Source organism: Vibrio sp. Vb1755, from assembly GCF_033338635.1.
Lineage (GTDB): Bacteria > Pseudomonadota > Gammaproteobacteria > Enterobacterales > Vibrionaceae > Vibrio > Vibrio alginolyticus.
The window spans coordinates 1-1,214 of the sequence record NZ_JAWOTA010000230.1; the positions used below are offsets into that span (position 1 = coordinate 1).

Genomic DNA, 1,214 nt, shown 5'->3' on the forward strand with positions numbered 1-1,214 from the left:
AACCCGGATGATCACCAAGGAAGGTTAAGGCAAGAACGAACATCAGGATTGGACCGACGATCCAGTTCATAACCAGAGACAGCGTGATGGCCTTTTTATCTCTCGTTACCGTTCCCAATAGACCGTAGTTCACCTTGGCGAGTGGTGGGTACATCATCAAAATCAAACCAATGGCGAGCGGTACGTTCGTACTACCAACGGACATTGCTTCGTTCCATTCTGCTACTTGCGGGTAGACTGCGCCTATCCCCACGCCGATGGCCATTGCGACAAAAATCCAGACCGTTAAGTAGCGGTCAAGAAAGCTCATTTTTTCACTGGCACGATTTAAAACGTCAGTCGTCATAGTGGTCTCTATTCGTTTATCGTCGAAAGGCGATGTATTAAGTTATAGTTTATCTTTGCGCGCGTGGATAGCGCGCAACGTGTCTTAGCTAAATAAACCGGAAAACTGAGCGTTAAACGCGTTCAGTTTTTCACGTTGAATACGGTAACAAACCTTTGGTGGGTTGGGTTCTGCACTGATAAACCCGGCCTGTTTTAGAATGCGTAAGTGTTCTGATACAGTCGATTGCGCTAAACCTAACTCAGAGACTAAATCGCTATTTAAGCAGCCGCCCATGGTGTCTAAAGTGTGAAGAATATGCAGAATGCGTAAGCGAGCAGGATGAGACAGCGCTTTCGCTTGAGCGGCGAGTGCTTGTTCTTTATCGAGTTGTTGTTGCGTGGTTTCAAAAGCAATTTGGCACGTTTCGCTGCATTTGTTGCTCATGAGCAGACCTTTATAGTTAATCGTCGAATTGCGATTAAGTGTACGTGTGCTTTTTCTAAGGCGCAACTGTTGAAAGGAGAATTGAAGATAAGCGACGTCAAAAAATGGGAAGGGATGATGTCTCGCAAATATTTGGCGGACTAACAAAGAATTCGGTCAAATGGCAGCAAGTAAAAAAGCAGAACTTAAAGATACGACGAATTGGGGGTGTGGTATCAGGAGCTAAGTTCTGCTTGGGGGGGTAGGTTGTGAGCAATTTTCTATATTTCCTGCTAGCCAAATCAGTATGGTGAAAAAAGGGGAGGTAAAAAAGAGAGTAGATTTTTTCGCTTTATTCCTGATAAGACCAAATAGGTGGGTTTTTCCTACAATATAGGGACGAAATGCTAGTAAAAGGGGAACAAAGTGTTTGGAAGTTTTCTTATTTTATTGCCGCCAAGTT

At 44.2% G+C, this 1,214-nt stretch carries 2 protein-coding genes; both read right to left on the bottom strand.

Translation table 11 applies throughout. The features are described from left to right. Positions 1 to 346: arsenic resistance protein (locus R7E00_RS24135; RefSeq protein WP_411978693.1), on the bottom strand; the 346-nt coding region annotated here is incomplete at its 3' end. A gap of 84 nt (positions 347 to 430) precedes the next feature. After that, entirely contained in the window at positions 431 to 772 is a 342-nt protein-coding gene (locus R7E00_RS24140) for an ArsR/SmtB family transcription factor (protein ID WP_024703322.1), read from the bottom strand. Positions 773 to 1,214 lie beyond the last annotated feature (442 nt).